This is a genomic window from Mesorhizobium sp. CNPSo 4684 (genome assembly GCF_057784315.1).
This window is the reverse complement of record NZ_JBWLUX010000013.1, coordinates 108,042-124,761: the sequence shown is the minus strand read 5'-3', so window position 1 is coordinate 124,761 and position 16,720 is coordinate 108,042. Positions and strand designations below refer to the sequence as shown.

Annotated in this window: 25 protein-coding genes; 18 read left to right on the top strand and 7 right to left on the bottom strand. The window is 63.5% G+C overall.

All coding sequences use genetic code 11. The features are described from left to right. The first annotated feature begins 4 nt into the window (after positions 1-4). The 6 genes from AC04SG_RS14600 (at position 5) to AC04SG_RS14575 (ending at position 3,297) form a co-directional block, all read left to right on the top strand. Complete coding sequence (locus AC04SG_RS14600; protein WP_488551614.1) at positions 5-853, top strand: 23S rRNA (adenine(2030)-N(6))-methyltransferase RlmJ; 849 nt, start codon at positions 5-7, stop codon at positions 851-853. Next, positions 823-948 (top strand): hypothetical protein, encoded by a 126-nt coding sequence (locus AC04SG_RS14595; RefSeq protein WP_488551648.1) that lies wholly within the window; start codon positions 823-825, stop codon positions 946-948. The genes AC04SG_RS14600 and AC04SG_RS14595 overlap by 31 nt, the downstream gene beginning before the upstream one ends. Continuing rightward, a complete protein-coding gene (locus tag AC04SG_RS14590; RefSeq protein WP_488551613.1) occupies positions 903-1,184 on the top strand; it encodes a VOC family protein in 282 nt (93 codons plus the stop codon). Before AC04SG_RS14595 ends, AC04SG_RS14590 begins: the two co-directional genes overlap by 46 nt. A 125-nt stretch (positions 1,185-1,309) precedes the next feature. Then, positions 1,310-1,762 carry a hypothetical protein gene (locus AC04SG_RS14585; protein WP_454577135.1) on the top strand — a complete coding sequence of 151 codons (453 nt, stop codon included), beginning with the start codon at positions 1,310-1,312 and terminating at the stop codon, positions 1,760-1,762. A gap of 126 nt (positions 1,763-1,888) precedes the next feature. Further along, the gene (locus AC04SG_RS14580; RefSeq protein ID WP_488551612.1) at positions 1,889-2,467 is read left to right on the top strand and encodes a TetR/AcrR family transcriptional regulator; all 579 of its coding nucleotides are present in this window, start codon (positions 1,889-1,891) and stop codon (positions 2,465-2,467) included. Beyond that, positions 2,464-3,297, top strand: a complete 834-nt coding sequence (locus AC04SG_RS14575) for an EamA family transporter (RefSeq protein WP_488551611.1) — start codon at positions 2,464-2,466, stop codon at positions 3,295-3,297. The genes AC04SG_RS14580 and AC04SG_RS14575 overlap by 4 nt, the downstream gene beginning before the upstream one ends. A gap of 31 nt (positions 3,298-3,328) precedes the next feature. Here AC04SG_RS14575 and AC04SG_RS14570 read toward each other — a convergent pair whose 3' ends face one another. Next, the gene (locus AC04SG_RS14570) at positions 3,329-3,955 is read right to left on the bottom strand and encodes a TetR/AcrR family transcriptional regulator (protein ID WP_488551610.1); all 627 of its coding nucleotides are present in this window, start codon (positions 3,953-3,955) and stop codon (positions 3,329-3,331) included. 62 nt (positions 3,956-4,017) lie between these two features. Between AC04SG_RS14570 and AC04SG_RS14565 the strand changes: the two genes are divergently transcribed. Further along, on the top strand, positions 4,018-4,371 hold the full coding sequence (locus AC04SG_RS14565; RefSeq protein WP_488551609.1) for a DinB family protein: 354 nt from the start codon (positions 4,018-4,020) through the stop codon (positions 4,369-4,371). Beyond that, on the top strand, positions 4,371-4,550 hold the full coding sequence (locus tag AC04SG_RS14560; protein WP_488551608.1) for a DinB family protein: 180 nt from the start codon (positions 4,371-4,373) through the stop codon (positions 4,548-4,550). Before AC04SG_RS14565 ends, AC04SG_RS14560 begins: the two co-directional genes overlap by 1 nt. Positions 4,551-4,802: 252 nt before the next feature. Here AC04SG_RS14560 and AC04SG_RS14555 read toward each other — a convergent pair whose 3' ends face one another. Beyond that, a complete protein-coding gene (locus AC04SG_RS14555; RefSeq protein ID WP_488551607.1) occupies positions 4,803-5,675 on the bottom strand; it encodes a hypothetical protein in 873 nt (290 codons plus the stop codon). Between the two features lie 259 nt (positions 5,676-5,934). On the opposite strand from AC04SG_RS14555, the gene AC04SG_RS14550 reads away from it, so the two are divergent. Next, complete coding sequence (locus AC04SG_RS14550; RefSeq protein ID WP_488551606.1) at positions 5,935-6,531, top strand: glutathione S-transferase family protein; 597 nt, start codon at positions 5,935-5,937, stop codon at positions 6,529-6,531. Positions 6,532-6,594: 63 nt separating this feature from the next. Here AC04SG_RS14550 and AC04SG_RS14545 read toward each other — a convergent pair whose 3' ends face one another. After that, the gene (locus tag AC04SG_RS14545; RefSeq protein ID WP_488551605.1) at positions 6,595-7,245 is read right to left on the bottom strand and encodes an outer membrane protein; all 651 of its coding nucleotides are present in this window, start codon (positions 7,243-7,245) and stop codon (positions 6,595-6,597) included. Positions 7,246-7,658: 413 nt separating this feature from the next. On the opposite strand from AC04SG_RS14545, the gene AC04SG_RS14540 reads away from it, so the two are divergent. The 7 genes from AC04SG_RS14540 (at position 7,659) to AC04SG_RS14510 (ending at position 13,259) form a co-directional block, all read left to right on the top strand. Further along, on the top strand, positions 7,659-8,423 hold the full coding sequence (locus tag AC04SG_RS14540) for an SDR family oxidoreductase (protein ID WP_488551604.1): 765 nt from the start codon (positions 7,659-7,661) through the stop codon (positions 8,421-8,423). Next, positions 8,420-10,498: an excinuclease ABC subunit UvrC gene (uvrC, locus tag AC04SG_RS14535; protein WP_488551603.1), complete on the top strand. Its 2,079-nt coding sequence runs from the start codon at positions 8,420-8,422 to the stop codon at positions 10,496-10,498. The genes AC04SG_RS14540 and uvrC overlap by 4 nt, the downstream gene beginning before the upstream one ends. Positions 10,499-10,598: 100 nt before the next feature. Then, positions 10,599-11,195: a CDP-diacylglycerol--glycerol-3-phosphate 3-phosphatidyltransferase gene (pgsA, locus tag AC04SG_RS14530; RefSeq protein ID WP_023673449.1), complete on the top strand. Its 597-nt coding sequence runs from the start codon at positions 10,599-10,601 to the stop codon at positions 11,193-11,195. Position 11,196: 1 nt separating this feature from the next. Then, the gene (gene moaD, locus AC04SG_RS14525) at positions 11,197-11,454 is read left to right on the top strand and encodes a molybdopterin converting factor subunit 1 (RefSeq protein ID WP_488551602.1); all 258 of its coding nucleotides are present in this window, start codon (positions 11,197-11,199) and stop codon (positions 11,452-11,454) included. 19 nt (positions 11,455-11,473) lie between these two features. Beyond that, entirely contained in the window at positions 11,474-11,935 is a 462-nt protein-coding gene (locus tag AC04SG_RS14520) for a molybdenum cofactor biosynthesis protein MoaE (RefSeq protein ID WP_192259027.1), read from the top strand. An 86-nt stretch (positions 11,936-12,021) separates the two neighbouring features. Further along, entirely contained in the window at positions 12,022-12,789 is a 768-nt protein-coding gene (locus AC04SG_RS14515; protein WP_488551601.1) for a YbaY family lipoprotein, read from the top strand. A gap of 200 nt (positions 12,790-12,989) precedes the next feature. Continuing rightward, entirely contained in the window at positions 12,990-13,259 is a 270-nt protein-coding gene (locus AC04SG_RS14510; protein WP_488551600.1) for a hypothetical protein, read from the top strand. 80 nt (positions 13,260-13,339) lie between these two features. Here the strand turns inward: AC04SG_RS14510 and AC04SG_RS14505 are convergent, their stop codons facing one another. Then, a complete protein-coding gene (locus AC04SG_RS14505) occupies positions 13,340-13,816 on the bottom strand; it encodes a cupin domain-containing protein (RefSeq protein ID WP_352585134.1) in 477 nt (158 codons plus the stop codon). Between the two features lie 103 nt (positions 13,817-13,919). On the opposite strand from AC04SG_RS14505, the gene AC04SG_RS14500 reads away from it, so the two are divergent. After that, positions 13,920-14,336 carry a MarR family winged helix-turn-helix transcriptional regulator gene (locus AC04SG_RS14500; protein WP_488551599.1) on the top strand — a complete coding sequence of 139 codons (417 nt, stop codon included), beginning with the start codon at positions 13,920-13,922 and terminating at the stop codon, positions 14,334-14,336. Positions 14,337-14,399: 63 nt separating this feature from the next. Here AC04SG_RS14500 and AC04SG_RS14495 read toward each other — a convergent pair whose 3' ends face one another. Together AC04SG_RS14495 and ndk are read right to left on the bottom strand one after the other, a co-directional pair. Next, positions 14,400-14,951, bottom strand: a complete 552-nt coding sequence (locus AC04SG_RS14495; RefSeq protein ID WP_488551598.1) for a class I SAM-dependent methyltransferase — start codon at positions 14,949-14,951, stop codon at positions 14,400-14,402. 127 nt (positions 14,952-15,078) lie between these two features. Then, positions 15,079-15,501, bottom strand: a complete 423-nt coding sequence (gene ndk, locus AC04SG_RS14490) for a nucleoside-diphosphate kinase (protein WP_192259008.1) — start codon at positions 15,499-15,501, stop codon at positions 15,079-15,081. A gap of 291 nt (positions 15,502-15,792) precedes the next feature. Between ndk and AC04SG_RS14485 the strand changes: the two genes are divergently transcribed. After that, positions 15,793-15,951: a hypothetical protein gene (locus AC04SG_RS14485; protein ID WP_477344634.1), complete on the top strand. Its 159-nt coding sequence runs from the start codon at positions 15,793-15,795 to the stop codon at positions 15,949-15,951. Positions 15,952-15,977: 26 nt separating this feature from the next. Here AC04SG_RS14485 and bluB read toward each other — a convergent pair whose 3' ends face one another. After that, complete coding sequence (bluB, locus tag AC04SG_RS14480; protein ID WP_488551597.1) at positions 15,978-16,613, bottom strand: 5,6-dimethylbenzimidazole synthase; 636 nt, start codon at positions 16,611-16,613, stop codon at positions 15,978-15,980. Positions 16,614-16,720: the final 107 nt, after the last annotated feature.

Here is a 16,720-nt window from a genome sequence, read left to right as displayed (position 1 = left end):
CGGCATGAATTACCGTCACGCCTATCACGCCGGAAATTTCGCCGATGTCGTCAAGCATGTCGTGCTCAGCCTTCTGCTCGACTATCTAAAGCAGAAGGACAAGGCGTTCCGTGTCATCGACACTCATGCCGGCATTGGCCGTTATGATCTGTCGTCGACGGAAGCGCAAAAGACCGGCGAATGGCAGGGCGGCATCGGCCGCCTGATCGACGCCCCGTTGGACAAATCGGCGGCTGCGCTGCTTGCCGCCTATCTCGAAGCCGTGCGTTCGCTCAATCCCGATGGTGGCGTGAGGAAATATCCGGGCTCACCACTCATCGCCCGCCATCTCATGCGCAAGCAGGATCGGCTGTCGGCGATCGAACTGCATGGCGAGGATGCCGCCAGGCTGAAGACCTTGTTTGCCGGCGATTTCCAGACGAGGGTCATCGAACTCGATGGCTGGCTGGCCCTCGGCGCGCATCTGCCGCCGAAGGAAAAGCGTGGGCTGGTTCTTATCGATCCGCCCTTCGAGGAAGCCGGCGAATTCGACCGCCTCGTCGACGGGATGCAAAGAGCGCACAAGCGCTGGCCGGGTGGCATCTATGCGCTCTGGTATCCGATCAAGGACCGCAAGGCGATTATCGCCTTCCGCAAGGCTCTCAAGCAATCCGGTGTCGCGAAGCTGCTCGACATCGAGTTCGAGATCCGGCCTGCGTCGCGGGAGCCAAGCCTCGACGGCAGCGGCATGGTGGTGGTCAACCCACCCTTCACGCTGGAGCGCGACCTGCGCATCGTACTGCCGGCTCTGCACAGACTGCTGGCGGTCGAAAAGCCGGCGCACTGGTCGCTGGAATGGCTGGCCGGGGAATAGCAATGCTTCGCTGCGGGCGCCGCATGCGCCCGCAACCTCCAGCGAAGTCATGCTTGCCGTGTCCTGCGACAGCCGTGCGGCGGTCGATGCGATGAACGAGGCGGCGGCGAAACATGGCGGCACGGCCGACATCAATGCCCGGCAGGATTATGGCTTCATGTACAATAGCAGCCTGGCCGACCCTGACGGTCACATCTTGGGAGGCGATGTGGATGGACCCGGCCGCGGTGCCGCAGGGCGACGCAAAGCAGGGCTGAAGCGGGACAGAGCGCCGGCCATGGCAGCCCGCTTTCCCAGATATAGGGAAGGCGGGTTCTTCAAAGGCTCATGACGGTGGTTTGACGGCTTCGCACCGGCAAAACCAGCCGCGAAGCCGCAAACCATCGTCCGCACGACCGCTTGACCGCGCGCCGCCGAATCCGCACAGTGCGCGCAATCGACTTTTGAGAGGCTGCCATGACTCGCTTTGCCAAATCCGCTCTTGCTGCCCTGATTTCGCTTTGCACGCCGCTGGCCGCACCCCTTGGCATCACCCAGGCGGCGCAGGCTGCCGACCTTTCCGTCTATTCCGACGAGGACAGCGGCGTCTGCGGGCAGGCCTGGGTGCTGAACAAGATCTCCAGCCGCTTCTCTTATCAGGTGCATCACGTGCCGCATCTGCCTGATGTCTCGATCACCGATTTCCAGCGCATTCACCAGCATCGCTATCTGCCGGCAAGCGAAGAATGGCCGATCGGCCGCCGCTATTGCGGCGCCACCGTCAGCCTCTCCGATGGCCGTGCCCGCACCATCTGGTACCTGATCGAGGAAGGCCAGGGTTTTGCCTCGATCGGCGACAATGTCGAATTCTGCGTCTCGGGCTTCGACCGCTGGATGGTCTACAACGGCCGCTGCCGCGTCCTGCGCTGAGAGCAGTACCTTTCTCCACCTTTAACGCCTGCGGCGAGATCCGCAGGCGTTTTCGTTTGGCGTGTTGACAGCCGGCCTGATTGGTCGCATAGATAGACAGACCTGTCTCACCACTGGTGGAAGACCATGACGCCATCGCCTGCGGTCGACAAACGCCAGCACGTCGTCGAAACAGCCTACGCCCTGTTCAAGCGCGCCGGCTTCCATGCCACCGGCATCGACCGCATCATCGCCGAGGCCGATGTGGCGAAGATGACGATGTATCGCCACTTTCCGAGCAAGGACGAACTGATCGTCGAGGTGCTCGACTATCGCGCCCGACGTTTCGAGCGTCAGCTCGACCAGCTTGCGCAAGAGGTCGCCACGCCGGAGCGCAAGATCGCCAAGATCTTCGACTGGCATGAGCGCTGGTTCAGCAGCCCGGATTTCCACGGCTGCCTGTTCGCGCATGCACTGGCCGAGTTCGGCGATCCCACCCATCCGGTGTTCCAGGCCGTTGCCAGGCAGAAGAACGGCCTCAAGCGGCGCATGCAGGCGATCCTCGAGGCGGTGATGCCGTCAAAGCGGGCCGAGGGCGCTGCGGCGGCGCTGCTGATGCTGATCGAGGGCGCGACGCTGATGGCGCAGATGGGCGAGGCCGACGCCATCGATAGCGCCCGCAAGGCGGCCGATGCGGTCATCGCCAGCGCGCGTACAGCGCAATGAGCTCGACGGTCATTGCGCTCGCGCTGTTCGCGGCCATTCTGCACGCCGGCTGGAACGCCTTCCTGCGGACCGGAGCAGACAGGCTATGGACGGTCACCGTCATGAGTTTTTCGAGCACGCTCATCGCCATTCCAATGGCCCTTTACCATGCGCTTCCCGCGACCGGCGCCTGGCCCTATGTCGCGCTCTCGGCCGGCCTCCAGGTCGGCTACAGCGTGTTCCTGGTCGCCGCCTACCGCTATGGCGAACTGGGGCAGGTCTATCCGATCGTGCGCGGCAGCGTGCCGCTGCTGGTTACACTCGGCGGTTTCGTGCTGGCCGGCCAGCAGCTCACAAGGCCCGAGATCGTCGGCGTCACGCTGGTCGCCTGCGGCATCATGGGCCTGTCGCTCGGCAGGGGTAGGGCATCGACCTCGATCCTTTACGCACTGGCGACCGGCGCGATCATCGCGGCCTATGCGACGGTCGACGCCATCGGCGTGCGCGTGGCGGGCGACAGCGGCGCCTACACCGCCTGGGTGCTGCTGATCTACGGCGCCTTGCTGCCGGCGACCTTCATCGTCCTGCGCGGCAGGCTCGTCGTCAACTTCAGCGCGCCCGAAACCCGTAAGGCTCTAGCCGGTGGCTTGTTCGCGCTGCTTGCTTATGCCGTCGTGGTCGCCGCGTTCGCTCTCGGCCCGGCCGGCCCCATCACCGCCATCCGCGAAACCAGCGTTGTCTTTGCCGCCTTCATCGGTCGGCTCTTCCTCGGCGAGCAACTGACACCGCGGCGCATCAGTGCCTGCGCCGTCGTCGCGCTTGGCGCCATCTGCCTGGGCTATCAGCCGTGAGCGGCAAGCGATCTCGATCGCCCTATCCTGTTCATGCGCTGCGGCCCCCACCGGAGATGTAAGCGCAGATCAGCTCGACGAGTTGCTTCTGCAACTCCGGCGCATCGAGCATGTCGCGCCGTGCGGCATTGTGGATGACGCCCTCGACCGCCGAGGAGAGCACGCGGGCCACGGTCTCATTGTCCTTCCTGCGCCTGCGATACTGTGCCACCGCCGCAGTATAGTGGTCGAGATAGCGCGACTGGAACGAGGCATGAGCGGCGCGCGAGCCGCGATCGCCCGGCGCCTCGTCGAGCAGCACCTGATGCAGGGTCGGATGGATGCTGTGTGCATCGATCATGCCGCGTACCAGCTCCTGCGCGAATCGCTTGAGCGGCTTGTCGCCTTCTGCTGATTCGGCGATCACCGACAGCACCTGATCGAAATGTCGCCGACGGATTGCCTCGACCAGCGACAGCTTGTCGGGAAAATATTGATAGAGCGAGCCGATGCTGACACCGGCGGCGTCGGCCACCTTGTTGGTGGTGAAGCCGGCCCAGCCGAGCGTGCTCAGAACATGAGCGCCGGCTTCGATGATCGCCTCGACGGTTGCGCGCGAACGCGCCTGGCGCGGCTGCTTGCGCATGCGCGAGCGCGGCTTTGCAATGCGAGTAGACATGCCTGCTCCATCAGCCGAGAATATAGACAACATACTCACATTTTTCGGAAAGGATACAAACCATGAGCGCGCGGGATCTGCTTCGCAGTCTCTTCGTCTATCAAGCCTGGGCCAATGGCGAATTGCTGGAGAAGCTAGCGAGCCTGGATCAGCAGAAGCATGCGAAGGAATGTCATGCTGCGATCCGTCTGCTCAACCACAACCTCATCGTGTCGAGGATATTTTCGGCGCATCTTTCCGGCACGCGTCATGGCTACGCGTCCGACAACACCGAGACCACGCCGTCGCTCGATGAACTCGGCGCCGATGTCGCTGCGATGGACCGCTGGTATATCTCGACTATCTGGACGCTGTGCCGACAGAACTTCTGTCGCAGCCTGTGCCCTTTGTCTTCACCGACGGCGACAGGGCGATGATGTCGCGCGAGGAAATGCTGACCCATGTCGTCACCCATGGCGGCTACCATCGCGGTGAGATCGGGCGGATCCTGGCGCAGATAGGTGTCACGCCCCCATGGGATACATTTGCCGTCCACCTCCACCAGACCGAGCTTGCGCGGCGGCTGCAGATGATACGTGAGCCCGTTGGGGTGTAGGGCCTGAAAGCCTTACAATCCAAGGGAAGTGCGGCTACGCCGGACAGACGTAGTGATCCGCCACACCCCCCTCTGGCCTGCCGGCCATCTCCCCCGCAAGGGGGGAGATCAGCAACCTCGGCGCCTCGCTCATTCTTGCGACGCAGGTTGATTGGCGAAGGCCGACGCGACATCCAATCTCCTCCTTGCGGGGGAGATGCCTGGCAGGGCAAAGGGGGGGTGCTGTCCCGCCGGCTTCAGGTTTCCGCTTCGTCACGGATCCGAATCGTTCGCCGGTTCAGGTGTCCACATCTCGCTCAAAATAAATGCGAGCAAGAAGCTCACATATAGTTTCGTGCTGTTTTTGTTGTCGCCCTGATCAAGCAAGATCAGTCGAGGGAATGCGATGGTTTTCGCAATCCGACAAGCCGCTGATGACCACGCGCGATCGACGCCGCCGCTAGAGACTGTGAGCTTGACGAGAAGATCGCATGAGTCGCAACGCTCAGAAATTCTTCTGCAAAAGTTCGCTGTGACGCGCGAAGAATCTTTGCCGCTTTCGCTGTCGATCATCGCGGACATGCTCTCGGTGTAACCGAAATTTAATCTGCGTAATGCTTCGCTGGCTAGACACGCGCGAGTCAGATATGCATAGGCTCGCCGGGTCACTAACGGCCAACGGCACAAACGCAAGGGGCATCGCATGGCTAAGACGTCATCCAAAGCGCCGGCATCCAAGGCACCGGCAAAGAAAGCACCAGTAAAGGCAGTGGCGGCGAAAGCGGCAACTGCAGTGAAGAAGGCAGCACCTGCTGCCAAGCCGAAGGCGGCAGCGCCCAAGGCAAAAGCGGCACCGGCTAAGAAGCCGGCTGCGAAGGCTGCGGCGAAACCCGCAGTGAAGAAGGCAGCACCGGCCAAGGCCAAGGCTGCACCGGCAAAGAAGGCGGCACCTGCCAAGAAGCCGGCTGCCAAGGCTGCGGCGAAACCCGCCGCGAAGAAGGCACCTGCCAAGGCTCCGGCCAAGGCCGCCGCTGCGAAGTCTACCGCAGCCGTGAAGAAAGCAGCGCCTGCCAAGAAGGCAGCGCCTGCGAAGGCCGCGAAAAAGTAATCGCGTTTCTTCGCGCGCCGGGGACGATGCCGGGACATATGAGGGCGGGCGCCTTGGATACGCCGCGCCCTCCGTCCTGGTGTTAAGGCGCACGAACAGAGGGGCGAACGTACTCTATCTTTCGCAGCTCCCAGGACTTCGCCTCACGGCGAAGTCCGGTGGGGCTTTTTTGTTGCCCTGAGCAGACCGCCTGGCTCTCAATATACCGGTTCCTCTGGCGGTCAGTTTTTCTTCTGCTGGCATTTGCCTGCAGACGTCGATCGGTAGAAACTACTGTCTGCAAACAGGGAACCGATCATGCCGAAGCTGCTCTACTCGTCCTCATCCCCTTACAGCTCCAAGGTGCGCATGGCGGCACTCTATGCCGGCATCGCTGTTGACTTGGTGCCGATCAAGACCGAGGACAAGCCGGCCGAATTGATATCGGCCAATCCGCTCGGCAAGATTCCGGTGCTGGTGCTCGACGACGGCCGCTCGATCCACGACAGCCGCGCCATCACCCAGCACCTCAACCGCGCATCGAAGAATCTGTTGTTGCCGCGCAATGCCGACAAGCGGCTCGAAGCCGAAGTGCTGGAGGCGCTGGCCGACGGTATCTGCGACTGCGCGCTGTCGATGGTTTATGAGCGGCGCACGCGACCCGACGAGATGGTCTATCAGCCCTGGCTCGATCGCCAGTGGACGAAGATCACCGCCGCACTCGACCTCCTCAACGCCAATCCGCCGAACCTGCCGAAGAAGATCACGCTCGGCCAGCTGGCGCTGCGCGCCTGCCTTGGCTATCTCTCGCTGCGCTTCGCAGGCAAATGGGAGAAGGGCCGCGGCCGGCTGACCCGCTGGGCTGCGCGCTTCGACGACAAGTTTCCGGAGCTGAGGGTGGCTGTGCCGGCGTGACTGGCGAAACAAAAAAAGCCGGGCGCGAGGCCCGGCTTTCTTGTGTCGTGGCTTGAACGACAGTTAGAACTTCATACCGACGCCGAAGGTGACGCGGTTGTCGGTTTCCTTGACCTTGGTGCCGACACTGTCGAAGCTCTTGGAACCGAAGTCGGTATAGCGGTACTCGACACGGCCGAACACATTGTCGGTGATCTTGATGTCGGTGCCGACGCCGGCCGTCCAGCCAAGCATGGTGTTGCTGTCGCTGTCGCCCGGAACCGAGATCTTCTGGTTCTTCAGGGCGCCACCGCCGGTGCCGTAGAGCAGGATTTCGGGGGTCACAGCATAGCCGAGACGGGCGCGCAGCGAGCCTTCGAAGCCGCCCTTGGAATTGACGCCGCCGCTGTCACCCTTGACGCCGTTGTAGCCGAGATCGGCTTCAGCACCGTACACGAAGTTTTCCTGCTGCCACTGATAGCCGCCGAAAACGCCGCCGACAAAGCCCTTGGTCTTGATGTCGGGGCCGCCGTCGTGGACCTTGGCATGACCGCTGAAACCGTAGCCGGCGCTGATACCGGCGTAGGGGCCGGCCCAGGAAGCGACGGGAAGTTCGGCAACCGGAGCAGGTGCCGGGGGCTCTTCCGAAACGACGTCAGCGGCAAAGGCAGTGCCGCTGAGGGCGAAGAGCCCGAGCGCGACCGCGATTGGCGCGAATTTGAGATTGGCTTGCATTGTTGTTTACTCCTTAAGCCACAAGACACGTAGGCTTGTTTGTCTTGAACGCCATCAACCCGTCCGGGGGATGAAACGGATCTGGCACTCAACGGTTCCGAATGTCGTGTCAAAATGCGGCGGCAGCGAACCTGAAACTGGGTCATTCCCCGGCGCGAATGAGGCCGAAGCTTGACGTTGCATCTTCGCAACAGCGAAATGTCAGCACGCTTGCGGTGCTGCACTGCACTCGGCTTGGTGCAAGGAGTTCAGCGTCCTATATTGCGGTCCTGCGGCCCGAATCCGGGACGGGTCATAGTGCTGAAAAAGCCGTTTCGCCACATTCCTGCCCCAGGTGGAAACGGCATTTAACCCCCTGGACGCGTCACAATGTGCCGGCTAGCGGAATTGGGGCGCAGATTGAGGATTGACAGATGATCGAAGCCACAGGTGTGGCGCTGGTGACGGGTGGGGCAAAGCGGATCGGCAAGGCGATCGTTGAGGATCTGGCCGCGCATGGCTTTGCCGTCGCCATCCATGCCAACCGATCGGGCGCCGAGGCTGACGCGCTCGCCGCGCGCATCAGGGGCGCGGGCGGGCGCGCCGCCGTGGTCGCGGCGGACCTGACCGACATGGCCGCCGTCGGCGATCTCGTCGGCCGCGCCGAGGCAGCACTCGGCCCGGTCACGCTTCTGGTCAACAACGCCTCGCTGTTCGTCGACGACAGCATCGAGGATTTCGATTGGGTGGCATGGGACCGCCACTTCGCCATCCATGTGAAGACGCCGGCACTGCTGGCACGGAACTTCGCCCGTGCCTTGCCGCAAGGGCAGGAGGGGCTGATCGTCAACATCATCGACCAGCGCGTCTGGCGGCCGACGCCGCGCTATTTCTCCTACGCGCTGTCGAAGTCGGCTCTGTGGACGCAGACCGAGATGCTGGCGCAGGCGCTCGGTCCGCGCATCCGCGTCAACGCCATCGGCCCCGGCCCGACCCTGAAGAATGCGCGCCAGGAAGATCACGATTTCGACAAGCAGGTCGACGGCCTGATCCTGAAGCGCGGCCCGCAACTGGCCGAATTCGGCGCCACCATCCGCTATCTCTGGGAGGCGCGCTCAGTGACCGGCCAGATGATTGCGCTCGACGGCGGCCAGCATCTTGCATGGCAGACGCCGGATGTGACAGGCATGGTGGAATGAGTCCCGCAGACCAGAAACACAAGACGCGCGCCGGCGCCGCTGACGATATGCCGCCGGACATCGACCTCGAGGACGAGGCGGCCGAGGAGATCGTCGAGCCCGAGGCCGCCGGCCCCGATGTCGCCTTCACCGCGATCGACTGGGCGCCGCATGCCGGCGACGCCGACGGCATGGTCGGCCCCGAGGTCATCCAGACGCTGGTCAAGCGGCTGCCCAATGCGCCCGGCGTCTACCGCATGATGAACGCCGCCGGCGACGTGCTTTATGTCGGCAAGGCGCGCAGCCTGAAGAAGCGGGTGACCAACTACGCGCAAGGCCGGTTCCACACCGCTCGCATCGGCCGCATGGTGCGCGAAACGGCGACGATGGAGTTCGTCGTCACCCGCACCGAGATCGAAGCGCTGCTGCTCGAAGCCAATCTTATCAAGCGCTTGCGGCCGCGATTCAATGTGTTGATGCGGGACGACAAATCGTTCCCTTACATCCTGTTGACCGGCGATCATGTCTCGCCCGGTATCTACAAGCATCGCGGTGCGCGCTCGCGCAAAGGCGACTATTTCGGCCCGTTTGCCTCCGCCGGCGCCGTCGGACGCACCATCAATTCGCTGCAGCGCGCTTTCCTGCTCCGGAGTTGCACCAACTCCTTCTACGAGAACCGCACCCGGCCGTGCCTGCTCTACCAGATCAAGCGCTGTGCCGGTCCTTGCACCGGCGAGATATCGCACAGTGACTATGCCGAGCTTGTCGCCGAGGCGAAGGATTTTCTGTCCGGCCGCAGCCAGAAGGTGAAGACCGAGATTTCTGAAGCCATGCAACAGGCGTCGCAGGAGCTCGATTTCGAGCGCGCCGCCATCTATCGCGACCGGCTGGCGGCGCTGTCGCATGTGCAGAGCCATCAGGGCATCAACCCGGCAACGGTCGACGAGGCCGATGTCTTCGCCATCCACCAGGAGGGCGGCCAGGTCTGCATCCAGGTGTTCTTCTTCCGCACCGGCCAGAATTGGGGCAATCGCGCCTATTTCCCCAAGGCCGATCCGGCGCTGGAGGGGGCGGAAGTGCTGGGCTCGTTCCTGGCGCAGTTCTATGACGACAAGCCGACGCCGCGGAACATTCTTCTGTCGCGAGCCGTCCAGGACCAGGAACTGCTGGCCGAGGCGCTTTCCACCCGCGCCGGCCGCAAAGTGTCGATCTCGGTGCCGCAGCGCGGCGAGAAGAAGGATTTGACCGACAACGCGCTGCAGAATGCCCGCGAGGCGCTCGGCCGCCGGCTGGCCGAAACCTCGACGCAAGGCAGGCTGCTCGCCGGCTTTGCCGAGACCTTCGGCTTGCCGAAGCCGCCCGTGCGCATCGAGGTCTACGACAACTCGCACATTATGGGCACCAACGCCGTCGGCGCCATGGTGGTGGCCGGGCCGGAAGGTTTCGTGAAGAACCAGTACCGGAAATTCAACATCCGCTCGACCGTGATCACCCCCGGCGACGACTTCGGCATGATGCGCGAGGTGATGGAGCGGCGTTTTTCAAGGCTGCTGAAGGAGCATGGCGATGTCGCTGTGGCCGACGATGCGGCCGCAGGCGAGGCGGCCGACGATATCGAGGACGACATTTCCGGCAGTTTCCCGGCCTGGCCCGACGTCATCCTGATCGATGGCGGCCAGGGCCAGATGAGTGCGGTGCGCAAGATCCTCGCCGATCTCGGCATCGAGGACCGGGTCGTCGCGATCGGCATCGCCAAGGGCCAGGACCGCGATGCCGGCCGCGAACGCTTCTTCGTCAAGGGCAGGGACTCGTTTTCGCTCCCCGTGCGTGACCCCGTGCTCTATTTCGTCCAGCGGCTGCGCGACGAGGTCCACCGCTTTGCCATCGGTTCGCACCGCGCGCGGCGCAAGAAGGAATTGGTCAAGAGCCCGCTGGACGAGATCGCCGGTATCGGTCCCGGCCGCAAGCGCGCCTTGCTGCTGGCCTTCGGCACCGCCAAGGCGGTCAGCCGTGCGGCGGTCGAGGATCTGGTCAAGGTCGACGGCATTTCCGAGCAGGTGGCGAAACTGGTCTACAACCATTTCCACGAAAGCTGACCGCCGGGGTGCTATTTTCGTCTGGCCAATCGAATCTCGGCTGTTGACCCCCTACATCCGGTTCTGATTTGAGTACGCAGGCAGAAAGAGTCCTCCCGATATGGCCAAGCGCGCGTTCAACCTGCCCAACATGCTCACCTACGCCCGCATCGTCGCGGTGCCGCTGGTGGTGCTGTGCTTTTTTCTCGAAGGGCATCTGAAATCGAGCGACTTCGCCCGCTGGTCGGCGCTGATCATCTTCCTGCTGGCCTCTATCACCGACTATCTCGACGGCTATCTGGCGCGCGCCTGGCAGCAGACCTCCAACATCGGCAAGATGCTCGATCCGATAGCCGACAAACTGCTGGTCGCCACCTGCCTGCTGCTCTTGGCCGCCGATACCGACCGCCACGCCGGCATCGCCGGCTGGTCGCTGTGGGCGGCGATCATCATCCTGTGCCGCGAGATCCTGGTCTCGGGCCTGCGCGAATATCTGGCGGCGCTGAAGGTCTCGGTGCCGGTGACCCAGCTCGCCAAATGGAAGACCGCCATCCAGATGGTCGCCATCGCCTTCCTGCTTGCCGGCCCTGCCGGCGACAAGATCTTCCCGCTGACCACGCAGACCGGGTTGGTGCTGCTGTGGATCGCCGCACTGGTCACGCTCTACACTGGCTACGACTATTTCCGCGCCGGCCTCAAGCACATCATGGACGAGTGAGATGACCACGCGGCTCATCTATTTTGCCTGGGTGCGCGAACGGATCGGCAAGCCTGAGGAAGACGTCGAATTGCCCCCCGGTATCGAGACGGTGGCCGACCTCTTGCGCTGGCTGAAATCCCGTGGCGAGGAGTATGAGCACGCGCTGCAATATCCCGACGTGATCCGCGTCGCCATCAACCAGGAACATGTCGAGCATCGGGAAAAGGTCGCCGGCGCACGCGAGATCGCGCTGTTTCCGCCGATGACCGGGGGCTGACACCGTGTCCGGTGTGCCGATGGTGCGCATCCAGCGCGAGGATTTCGACGTTGCCGCCGAGATCACCAGGCTGACGCAGGGCCGCGCCGACATCGGCGCCGTGGTGTCTTTCCAAGGCCTCTGCCGTGACGAGCAAGGCCAGCTGTCGGCACTCGAGCTCGAACATTATCCCGGCATGGCCGAAGCCGAGATCGGCCGCATCGCCGCCGAAGCCATAGCACGCTGGCCATTGCAAGGGCTCACCGTCATCCATCGCCACGGCAAGATCGCACCCGGCGAAAACATCGTGCTGGTGGTGGCGGCCTCCGCGCACCGGCAGGCGGCGTTTGAAGCGGCGAATTTCCTGATGGATTTCCTGAAATCGCGCGCGCCGTTCTGGAAGAAGGAACATCGCCTGGACGGCACCGACGGCGGCTGGGTCGAGGCCAAGGACGCCGACGACCAGGCTGCGGCGCGCTGGACACAGTCGCCGCCGGACTGATCCGCAGCCGGAATAATGCCATGCAGCCGCCTTCCATTGACCGCATTCGCCTAGCCAAATCGCATCCGGCAAAAGGGAGCAAGGGCATGCTGGGCAGGATCGCTGAATTCTTCGTCTTCGGTTTTGTGCCGCTGGTCGTCGGCATGCTGGCCGTTCCGGAAATGTCTGTCGCCGCCGAGAAAACCCTGAAGGGCGAGGTGATGTATCGCGAGCGCATCGCGCTGCCGCCCAACGCCGTACTTTCGGTACAGCTGGCCGATGTGTCTTTGGCCGATGCGCCGGCCGCCATTGTCGGCGAACGCAAGGTGGCGCCGGCCGGCCAGGTGCCGATCAAGTTCGAGATCAGCTTCGATCCAACGGTGATCCGGCCCAACACGCCCTACGCGCTGCAGGCGCGCATCACCGCCGACGACAAGCTGCTGTTCATCACGGACACACGCTATCAGGTCGATCCTCTGAGCGATGCGCGGCAGACCATCGTGCTGAAAATGGTGGCGCCCAGCGACACGCCGACCTCCGCCTCGCTGTTCGATCAGAGCTGGCTGGTCGAATATATCGACGGCATCGGTGTGATCGCGCAACCGAAGGCGACGTTCAGGGTCAGCGAAGCCGGCAAGGCCGGCGGCAGCGGCCCTTGCAACGCCTATTTCGCCACCGCCAAGGTCGAGGGCTCGACGATCGCCGTCAGCGACATCGGCTCGACCTACAAGGCCTGCGCGCCGGAGGTGATGGCCGAGGAAAAGGCGCTGTTCGAGGCGCTGGTCAAGGCGGCGTCGTACCATATCGATGCTGGCAAGCTCACCATCGCCGACAAGGACGGCCGCGAGATTCTGCGGTTCAACGCGGCAAGCTGACGTCGACGGACCGGGCGTGGCGGCGGCGCGGGAATCGTCTTCGCGACTTTTCCGACCCGGATTACGCGACAGCCTGGAATAGTCCGGCCGCGCGAAGCGTTAACTTCCCATATGGCGGGTAGGCAAAAGGGACATGTCCCTTCACTGAAGCCGCCAGACCGAATGCGGCTCGATCTGGCCACTCAAAAAGGAGTCCAGACATGAAAAAGCACGCGCTTATCCTTGCCGCCACAGGCGTATCGCTGATTACCTTCGCCGGCTTTGCCAGGGCGGACGACCATCTGTTCAATGCCACACAGCATGGCCTCAGTCTTGACAGCCAACCATACCAGACCAACAAGGCCGGCCACAGCGGCGACCTCGCGCCTGGGCAGGGCAGTCCGTTTGTCGGCGCCGACACCCAGACGCCGGCCACCGACACCGAAGCGGCGAACGATCACGCCAACGTGAAAGAGCGTCAAGCGAAGTGACAGCAAACCCGCCGCGAGGGGCGCCGGGAACTCTTGTTCGTCCAATACGCCGCGCCGCGAGTTGACCACTTTGGAGAGCATCACGCCTGCGGTGGCGGCGGTGCCGGCGTCAGGCCGAACCGGCGCATCAGGTCCATGAGCCTGGCGCGGTCGGGCGGGCCGCCGGCGCCAAAGATGGCGAAGGCCTCGCGGAAATAGTCCGGACCGATCGCCGCCGGCGTCACCACGCAAAGCACCTTGGCGTTCTCGGCGGTGTCGTTGTCGAAGCGGTGAACCGCGCCGCGCGGAATGCACAGTGCCTGGCCGGGCCCGATATCGTGCCGGTGTCCGTCGACGGTCAGCGTCAGCATGCCTTCGATCCCGTACATCGTCTCTTCATAGTGGTCGTGGCTGTGTGCCGGGGCGGGCAGGCGCTGCGAGCCGGCGACCGTCAGTTCGAAGGCGGCGATGCTGCCGTTCGACTGGTCGCCGGTCAGCAGGAAGCGGACGGCAAGGCCGCCATGGCTGATTGTCTCCTCCGCAGGATTGACGCGAACCTGGCCGGCTTTGTCTAGCATTCCATCCTCCTATGTGGTAAATCGAATTTACCGAAATGAGTAAACTCAATTTACCCGAGTGTCAATGCCGTCATCCACGGAAGATCCACCAAGGAAGCCACCGTTGATCGGTGCGCTGCTGCGCGTGCCGGCCGTGGCCATTCACCGCAAGCTGATTAGGGATCTCAGGGCATCGGGATTCGACGATCTCAGCCCGCCGCATATGGCAGTGATCCAATATCCCGGCCCTGATGGCCTTCGGCCGAGCGCGCTTGCCGAGCGCGCCGGCATGAGCAAGCAGGCCATGAACCAGCTGCTGAAGACACTGGAAGCGATGGGTTACATCACCCGCTCGGCGGCACCCGACGAGAGTGGCGGGACCATCGTCCATTTCACCGACCGCGGGCGCGCCGCCTACCAGAAAATGGCCGACATCTTGCTGGACGTCGAGCGCGAATGGGCCGAGGAGCTTGGGCAGAAGCGTTTCACGGAACTGAAAACGCTGCTCGGCGACCTTTGGGACACGCCGCTCATTCGTTGAGCTCAGACCGGCTTCGCCTTCTCGAACCGCGCCCCATAGTGATAGGGCGGCACCTCGACCAGTTTAACAAGCTTCAGGCCGCCGGCTTTGACATCCGCGATGGTCTGTCGCGGCGACAGCCTGAGTTCGGTGCGCGGGCCGCGCGGCTCGCCCCAGCACCGTGGTCGTCTCGCGCGGGTGCTGGTGCCAGTTGACGATGGCAAAGTGTCCACCGGGGGCGAGCGCTTCGCGCACGGCACGTGCCAGCCGCGGCCGGTCGGGTACGCCGTGGAAGGCGTTGGCCATGAAGACGAAGTCGATTGGCCGGGACACCAGGCTCGCGAGTTCGTAGGCGTCGCCGGCGACAAATTCGCAATTGGTCACGCCGGCGCCGATCAGCCGTTGTTGCGCGGCCTCCAGCAGGTCGGCACCGATATCGATGGCGATGACACGGCGGGCGACGGCGGCGATCGGCAACGTAAACCAGCCGTCGCCGCAGCAGAGGTCGACCACCTCCATGCCCGGCTTCAGCCCGGTTGCCGCAAGCACGCCGGCGGGATCAGGCCACAGCGCCTCCCACCAGCCGCTCGACGGCATCTCGGTGCCCTGGAAGAAACCGGGGATGGCACTGGTCATGGTCGGGTCGGATCCGCTGGTGCGCGATCCGACCTTAGCGCAGGCCGATCTTCGGGGGGAGTGGTCCGACGCCAAAGAAAAAGGCCGGCGAAACGCCGGCCTTTGCATGCATTCCGTTTGCGTCGGCTCAGCCGACGATCTCGGTGTCGGAGAACCAGTACTTGATCTCCTGTGCGGCGGTTTCCGGCGCATCGGAGCCATGCACCGAATTCTCGCCGATCGACAGCGCGTGGACCTTGCGGATGGTGCCCTCGGCGGCGTTGGCCGGGTTGGTGGCGCCCATCACTTCGCGGTTCCTGGCAATGGCGTTTTCGCCTTCCAGCACCTGCACAATGGTCGGCGCCGACGACATGAATTCCACCAGCTCGCCAAAGAACGGGCGATCCTTGTGGACGGCGTAGAAGCCTTCTGCCTCACGGCGGCTCATCCACACACGGCGCGAGGCGATGACGCGCAGGCCGGCCTCTTCCAGCATCCTGGTGATGGCGCCGGTGAGGTTGCGCCGGGTCGCGTCCGGCTTGATCATGGAAAAGGTGCGTTCGATCGCCATTGGTCGTCCTTGTGATGAAGAGAGGAATTGGGTGATGAAGAGTGGAATTGGGAGTGGCGGGCTCTATACAAGCCGCCCGGCCCATTGCCAAGGGGAGGCGCTCGACCCGCGCTATTGCGCCGCGACCGCCTAAGGATCGTATCCCGGTTGGTGCCACGGCAAGAGGGGAATTGTTGCACGTAAGCCCGATCCGAAGGAATATCGGCTAAACAGAGAGCGCGGCAGCGGAGTATCTTCGACGAGATGAACCGGCACAACCTTAGACCCCGGGATGTCAAAGGCATCCTGTTGATGGTTGGGATATTTGCCGCCGTCGCGCTTGTCATGTTGTTCTTTCCCGGGCTTGGGAAGAACACGAATTTCGGCTTCGGCCCGGAATGGCAATGTACGCCGATGCCGAAGGGCGACCCGATCTGCGTCAGGCTCATCGCCAAGGATGAGGCGAAGTGACTTATCGCCAAAGAAAATGATCGGCCCTACCGCCTGATCAGCACGAGCGGTTGCCGGTGCTCCCAGCCTTCACGCTCCAGCGTCGGCACATCGTGCTCCTCGCTGGGATAGCCAAGGCAGAAATAGCCGATCAGTGTCCATTCGGGCGGTGTGTCGAGGATCTTGGCCATCTCGGCCGCGTCGAGGATCGACACCCAGCCCATGCCGATGCCTTCTGCCCGCGCCGCCAGCCACAGAGTGTGCACCGCCATGACGGCCGAATAGTCGATGGTCGCCGGCATTGTCATGCGGCCGAGCCTGTGGCCCTGTTGCGTTGTGCGGTCGGCGAAAACCGCGAACTGGCAGGGTGCTTCGTTGAGACCGGCAAGCTTCAGCCGCGCATAGAGCGCTGCGCGCTCGCCCGAAAAGCATGTGAGCGCCTCGGCATTGCAGCGCTCGAAAGAGCCTCTCACGGCCGCGCGCCGTTCGGCGCTGTCGACGACCACGAAGCGCCATGGCTGGCTGAGCCCGACGGACGGCGCGATGCTGGCAAGCTCCAGCAGCCGTTCCAGCGTCCCTTCGGGCAAAGCCGTCCGCTCGAAGCGCCGCACATCCCTGCGCCAGCGCAGCAGCGTAACGAGCCCGGCGCGAAAGTCGGCGGTGAAATCGGGAGGTGACGGCATGGCGGTCTCGCTAGGGGAGTAAGGCAGTAGGGCAGTAAGGCAGTAGGGCAGTAGGGCAGTAGGGCAGTAGGGGAAGGTTTAGTTGAGGCAGTCCGAGCACCGTAACC